Origin of the sequence: Mesorhizobium sp. M4A.F.Ca.ET.050.02.1.1, assembly GCF_003997725.1 — a bacterium.
GTDB lineage: Bacteria > Pseudomonadota > Alphaproteobacteria > Rhizobiales > Rhizobiaceae > Mesorhizobium.
On the sequence record NZ_RZSG01000367.1, the window covers coordinates 1 to 5,838 of the forward strand.

6 protein-coding genes are annotated in these 5,838 nt (G+C 64.5%); 2 read left to right on the forward strand and 4 right to left on the reverse strand.

The genetic code is table 11. The features are described from left to right. Positions 1–946, reverse strand: a 946-nt coding sequence (locus EOA33_RS21650) for a ceramide glucosyltransferase (RefSeq protein WP_127406539.1), incomplete at its 3' end; no start/stop codon positions are given. A 225-nt stretch (positions 947–1,171) separates the two neighbouring features. Between EOA33_RS21650 and apaG the strand changes: the two genes are divergently transcribed. Further along, positions 1,172–1,564, forward strand: coding sequence for a Co2+/Mg2+ efflux protein ApaG (gene apaG, locus EOA33_RS21655; protein WP_126056590.1), 393 nt, complete (start codon positions 1,172–1,174; stop codon positions 1,562–1,564). A gap of 103 nt (positions 1,565–1,667) precedes the next feature. Then, complete coding sequence (locus EOA33_RS21660) at positions 1,668–2,477, forward strand: alpha/beta hydrolase (protein WP_127406541.1); 810 nt, start codon at positions 1,668–1,670, stop codon at positions 2,475–2,477. A gap of 114 nt (positions 2,478–2,591) precedes the next feature. Here EOA33_RS21660 and EOA33_RS21665 read toward each other — a convergent pair whose 3' ends face one another. From EOA33_RS21665 to EOA33_RS21675, 3 genes are all read right to left on the reverse strand, one after another. Beyond that, positions 2,592–3,623, reverse strand: coding sequence for an Hsp33 family molecular chaperone (locus EOA33_RS21665; protein ID WP_126056592.1), 1,032 nt, complete (start codon positions 3,621–3,623; stop codon positions 2,592–2,594). Positions 3,624–3,701: 78 nt separating this feature from the next. Continuing rightward, entirely contained in the window at positions 3,702–4,613 is a 912-nt protein-coding gene (argF, locus tag EOA33_RS21670; RefSeq protein ID WP_126056593.1) for an ornithine carbamoyltransferase, read from the reverse strand. 17 nt (positions 4,614–4,630) lie between these two features. Beyond that, on the reverse strand, positions 4,631–5,830 hold the full coding sequence (locus EOA33_RS21675; RefSeq protein WP_127406542.1) for an aspartate aminotransferase family protein: 1,200 nt from the start codon (positions 5,828–5,830) through the stop codon (positions 4,631–4,633). Positions 5,831–5,838 lie beyond the last annotated feature (8 nt).

Genomic DNA, 5,838 nt, shown 5'->3' on the forward strand with positions numbered 1-5,838 from the left:
CCAGCACGCAAAGCGCCGTGGCCGGCAGGCTGATGCCCGCGTGGGCCGCCGCAAACAGCGCCAGCAGCAGCGGCAGCGCCGCGCCGGTCATGATCTCCGGCGCGAAGAACAGCGGGAAGGTGACGCGGCGCAGCCGCGCCCAGCGCGCCTGGCGCGACCAGATCTCGCCGAGCCGGCGCTCGCCCAGCGGCTGTTCGAAGGGCGAGGCAACGAGATGGACGCGAAGGCCGAGCCCGTTGACCAGCTTGGTCGCCGCGGCGTCCTCGGCGATCTCGGCGGCAAGCGCGCGGATGCCGCCATTGGCGTCGAGCATGGGCTTGTTCCACAGCATGCTCTTGCCCTGGGCAAAGCCGAGGCCAAGCGCCTCGCCGGCATATTGCCAGCGCGCCTGCAGCGTGTTGAGGAAGGCGCATTCGACCTCCGCCCAGAAGCCGTCCGGCCGCGAGCCGATCGGCGTCGAGCAGACGAGGCCACTGTCCGACCGCCAGGCTGCCATCAGATGCTGAATATAGTCGTGCCGCATCAGCACGTTGGAATCGGCGAGGATCACCCAGTGATGGCGCGCCGCCTCCCAGCCCTTGACGCAATTGTTGAGCTTCGGATTGGCGCTGACGCGGTCGTCGCCGACCAGCAGCCGGGCGGGCACCTTGGGAAACCGGGCAATCGCCCGGTTTATCAGCTTGGCCACCGGATCGTCGGCATGGGCGACGCAGAAGATCAGTTCGTAACGCGGCCAGTCGAGCGTGAAAGCGCGCTGGAGCGTCTCCTCGGTGAACGGCTCGACGCCGCGCGCGGGAATGACGATCGAGACCGGCGCCGTCCTGCCGGCGGGCGGCGCCGCGCCGCGCGGCGGTTTCAGCCTCAAAGCCGCGAGCAGGATGCTGGTGAGATTGGCGAGGAGCAAGGCTATCGAAAGCAGAGCGGCGGCTATGGCGATCAGTTCCATCGAGGTCTGGTCACTCCGGAAAAGCCGGCTGGGAATGGCCGTCTTGAACAGGTCGACAGAGCGATGAGTCGCCCGGCACGGTCTGCGCACACCATCATTGTCGTGTGTCACTTAAATGACATTGTTTGCCGGCACGTGCGCATAAGGACGGAAGGGATGGGCATCACGCATCGTTGACCTGATAGCGGAGCGAGCCGAAAGTTCCCGAACTGTTTGGAGCAGCTCATGTATCGCGCCGTCACGCGCAAGATCGAAGTGCAGGTCAGGCCGTTCTATCTGGAGGATCGCTCCGATCCGTCGGAGAATCGCTATGTCTGGGGCTATCACGTGACCATCGACAACCAGTCGGACGAGTTCGTGCAGTTGCTGTCGCGCTATTGGCATATCACCGACGGCAGCGGCCGTGTCGAGGAGGTGCGCGGCGCCGGCGTCGTTGGCGACCAGCCCGAGCTCAATCCCGGCGACAGTTACCAGTACACCTCCGGCTGCCCGCTTTCGACGCCGTCGGGCATCATGGTCGGCCACTACACGATGCGCAACAAGCAGGGCGAGACGTTCGACGTCGCCATACCGGCTTTCTCGCTCGACCTGCCAGGCACGCGACGGACGGTGAACTAGTGGCCGCCTACTCCCTTGGCGCCGGCACACCGGCGTGCGAGCGTCAAAGCAACTTTGCTTCCCATTGATCAAGGGAGGCTGCCATGCGCCAGGCAGCGACTTGATGCACAAAATTGAAACAGGGCTGTTTCTGGGCCGGCTGCCGTTCGCCAGCGTTGGACAAGGACCGGAAAGGCTTCTCATCATCAACGGCGGTCAGGGGTTCATGATGAAACCCTGTCCATCCAGACTGGAAAAGGACGCCAGACGGCTCATCCATATCCTTCCACCCGGCACGAGCTTTGTGCTGATTGGCTACGATCCCGCTCCCAAAGCCGATCTATCGCTCGAGGGCATGGCCAGAGACATCGCGGAGATCATCGACGCTGACTTCAAGAAGCCAGCGAAGTTGATGGGTATTTCCTATGGCGGCGTTGTCGCAACGCAGGTGACCGCACGCTATCCAGACCTGGTAGGCAGGCTGGTCCTGCTGGCGAGTGCGCATGGCTTTTCGGCCGATGGAAAAGAGCGGCTCAAGAGACAGATCCAATTCGCAAAAGCCGAACAATTTCACGCGCTTTTGGAGGAATTCACAACGGCGTTTCGGCGGCCGTGGCTGAACCTTCTTTTGCGTTTTCGACTGAGGTTCGAAGGACGCAGCCTGATTGCCCGGATGGGAGCGCCAAGGACGATTGTGCGCTATCTCGAGGCAATGCTCGACAACGATGTGGCCTACGAAGGCCTCCGCGATATCTCGGCGAGGACCTTGATCCTCGGCGGTGAAAGGGACCAGTTTTTCGGCGGGATGATGGAAGCCACCGCGAGTGCAATCAGCGGAGCGAAGCTCACACTGCTCGCGGGAGAAACCCATATGGCTCCAGTCGAACGAGCGTCAGAGGTCCGCAGGCACCTCGAAGAATTTATTAGAAGCTGAAATCGGTGCGGCGGCCAAGCGCAGTCAAAAAGGACGCCCGACAATGCAGGCTATGTATCCTCTCCCCCGGTGGGAGAGAGGATAGATTGCGGTGCGGCTTGTCAGAAGGCGAGCCTACTGCGCGGCGAACTCCGTCGGATCGAAGTCGTACTGCGTCGAGCAGAACTCGCAGGCGACGTGGATGCCGCCATCCTCGGTGCTGTCCTTGATCTCCTCGGCGGAGAAGCCCGCGAGGATGCCGCGGATCTTCTCGCGCGAGCACGAGCACTGGTCGGCAACCGGCACGCCGCCGAACACGCGTACGCCGTGCTCGTGAAACAGCCGGTAGAGCAGCCGCTCGGCGCCGACCGTCGGATCGATCAGCTCGGTCGGCTCGATGGTGCCGAGCAGCGCCAGCAACTCCTGCCAGGAGTTGTCGGCCGGATCATGCACCGCCTCGCGCGGATCGCCATCGCCGCCGGAAATGTCCGGCACGCGCATGCGTTCCGGCGCCTTCGGCAGGAATTGCGCCAGAAGACCGCCGGCGCGCCACTGCTCACGGGCGCCTCGGGGACCGGGCGTCACCAGCTTGGCCACCGACAGCCTGATGTCGGTGGGGATCTGCTCCGACTGGCGGAAATAGGTGCGCGCGGCCTCTTCCAGCGAGGAGCCGTCGAGCTGGACGATGCCCTGATAGCGCTGCGTGTGGACGCCTTGGTCGATGGTCAGCGCCAGCACGCCGTTGCCGAGCAGCGTCTGCTGCGAGACCTCGCCGGCGGCGGTCAGCACCTGCAGCCGATCGGCATCGAAGCGCGCATAGCCGCGCAGCGCATGCGGGGTGGAGAAATCCGCCACCAGCATATCGACCGGCCCGTCGGTTCGGGTCTGCAGGATGAACTTGCCTTCGAACTTGAGCGAAGTGCCGAGCAGCACCGTCAGCACGCAGGCTTCCGCCAGCAGGCGGGCGACCGGTTCCGGATAATCGTGGCGGGCAAGAATGGCGTCGAGCATCGGCCCGAGCTGCACGGTGCGGCCACGCACGTCGAGCGGGGCGACCTCGAACGGCACGACATGGTCGTCGCCGGCATAGCCGAATTCGCCGAGTTGCGGGTGATGTTTAGTCACTTGACGGGTTTCCAACATGACAAAGCTCCGGGGCGCGGCCATACCGCCCATCTGGGGGCATGCGTCCAAACGCGCTCGATTTGCGTGATGCGCCGCAGATAGGCATCACACCTCCGGAGATCAAGCTCCCAGACACCAGGCCAAAACCGCCTTCTGGGCGTGCAGCCGGTTCTCGGCCTCGTCGAACACCACCGAATGCGGTCCGTCGATGACCTCGTCGGTCACCTCCTCGCCGCGATGCGCCGGCAGGCAGTGCATGAACAGCGCGTCCGGCTTCGCCTTCGCCATCAGCGCCGCATTGACCTGGTAAGGCAGGAAAACGTTGTGGCCGCGCGCGCGATGCTCCTGGCCCATCGACACCCAGCAGTCGGTGACGATGCAGTCTGCCTGGTGGACAGCTTCCTCGGCCGAGCGGGTGAAATTCAGCTTGCCGCCATTGGCCTTCGACCAGTCGATGTGCTTCTCATCCGGCTCGCTGCCTTCCGGCACAGCGACGTTGAGGTTGAAACGAAACCGCGCCGAGGCCTCGAGCAGCGAATGCAGCACATTGTTGCCGTCGCCGGTCCAGGCGAAGGTCTTGCCGGCCACCGGACCGCGATGCTCCTCGAAGGTCATGATGTCGGCCATCAGCTGGCAGGGATGGGTGTCGTCGGTCAGCCCGTTGATAACCGGAACGGTGGCGTTCTCGGTCAGCTCCAGCAGCCGCTCATGCGAGGTGGTGCGGATCATGATAGCGTCGACATAGCGCGACAGCACCTTGGCCGTGTCGGCGATGGTCTCGGAACGGCCGAGCTGCATCTCGGTGCCGGTCAGCATGATGGTCTCGCCGCCAAGCTGGCGCATGCCGACGTCGAAGGACACGCGCGTGCGGGTCGAGGGCTTGTCGAAGATCATCGCCAGCACCTTGCCCTCGAGCGGCTTGGTGCGCTCGCCGGCCTTGAGCCTGGCCTTTCGCACCACCGCGTCGTCAAGCATGAAGCGCAGATCGCCTTCGGAAACGGCGGAGAGGTCGGTGAAATGGCGAACGGACATCGGCAATGGTTCCGGAATTACTTCGCGGCGGCCGCGGCGATGGCGTCCGCCAGGCCCCGGGCGCCGGCGCGGATGCGGTCGAGCGCCTCGCCGATCTCGGCGTCGGTGACGGTGAGCGGCGGCAGCAGGCGAATGACGTTGTCGCCGGCCGGGACCGCGAGCAGATGCTGGTCGCGCAGCGCCATGTTGACCTTGGTGTTGGGCATCACGCATTTGAGGCCGAGCATCAGGCCGGTTCCCCTGATACCTTCAAGGACCTCGGGAAACTCGTCGGCCACGCCGGCCAGTCCCTGCTTCAGGAGCAGTGCCTTGCGCTGGACATCCTCGAGGAAACCTTCCTCCAGCACCACGTCGAGCACGGCGTTGCCAACCGCCATCGCCAGCGGATTGCCGCCGAAGGTGGTGCCGTGCACGCCGGCGGTCATGCCGACCGCAGCCTCGTCGGTGGCGAGGCACGCACCCAGCGGGAAGCCGGCGCCGATGCCCTTGGCAATCGCCATCAGATCCGGGGTGACGGCGGACCATTCATGCGCAAACAGCTTGCCGGTGCGGCCAATGCCGCACTGGACCTCGTCGAAGATCAGAAGCAGGCCATGCTGGTCGCAAAGCTGCCGCAACCGCTTCAGCGACTGCGTCGGCACCGGGCGGATGCCGCCCTCGCCCTGGACCGGCTCGATCAAGATGGCGGCCGTCTCCGGCGTGATCGCCTTCTCAGCCGCGTCGATGTCGTCGAAACCGACCTGGTCGAAGCCTTCGACCTTTGGGCCGAAGCCTTCCAGATATTTATACTGGCCGCCGGCGGCGATCGTCGCCAGCGTGCGGCCGTGGAAGGCGCCTTCGAAGGTGACGATGCGGAAACGCTCGGGATGTCCCTTGACGAAATGGTAGCGCCGCGCCGTCTTGATGGCACATTCCAGCGCCTCGGCGCCCGAATTGGTGAAGAACACCTTGTCGGCAAAGGTCGCCTCGACGAGCCGTTCGCCGAGCCGGCGCTGCTCCGGAATCTCGTAGAGGTTGGAGACATGCCAGAGCTTCGCCGCCTGCTCGGTGAGCGCTGCAACCAGATGCGGATGGCTGTGGCCAAGTGAATTGACGGCGATGCCGCCGGCGAAATCGAGATATCGCTCGCCCTTGTCGGTGACCAGCCAGGTCCCCTCCCCGTGGTCGAAGGCCAGGGGTGCGCGAGCAAAGGTCTCGTAAAGCGCCGAACCGCTCATTATATGCG

What these genes read in the sequence shown, in the direction of transcription:
- EOA33_RS21675 (WP_127406542.1), bottom strand. Translation starts at nt 5,830, where the DNA reads ATGAGCGGTTCGGCGCTTTACGAGACCTTTGCTCGCGCACCCCTGGCC.
- EOA33_RS21665 (WP_126056592.1), bottom strand. Translation starts at nt 3,623, where the DNA reads ATGGCCGCGCCCCGGAGCTTTGTCATGTTGGAAACCCGTCAAGTGACT.
- apaG (WP_126056590.1), top strand. Translation starts at nt 1,172, where the DNA reads ATGTATCGCGCCGTCACGCGCAAGATCGAAGTGCAGGTCAGGCCGTTC.
- EOA33_RS21660 (WP_127406541.1), top strand. Translation starts at nt 1,668, where the DNA reads ATGCACAAAATTGAAACAGGGCTGTTTCTGGGCCGGCTGCCGTTCGCC.
- argF (WP_126056593.1), bottom strand. Translation starts at nt 4,613, where the DNA reads ATGTCCGTTCGCCATTTCACCGACCTCTCCGCCGTTTCCGAAGGCGAT.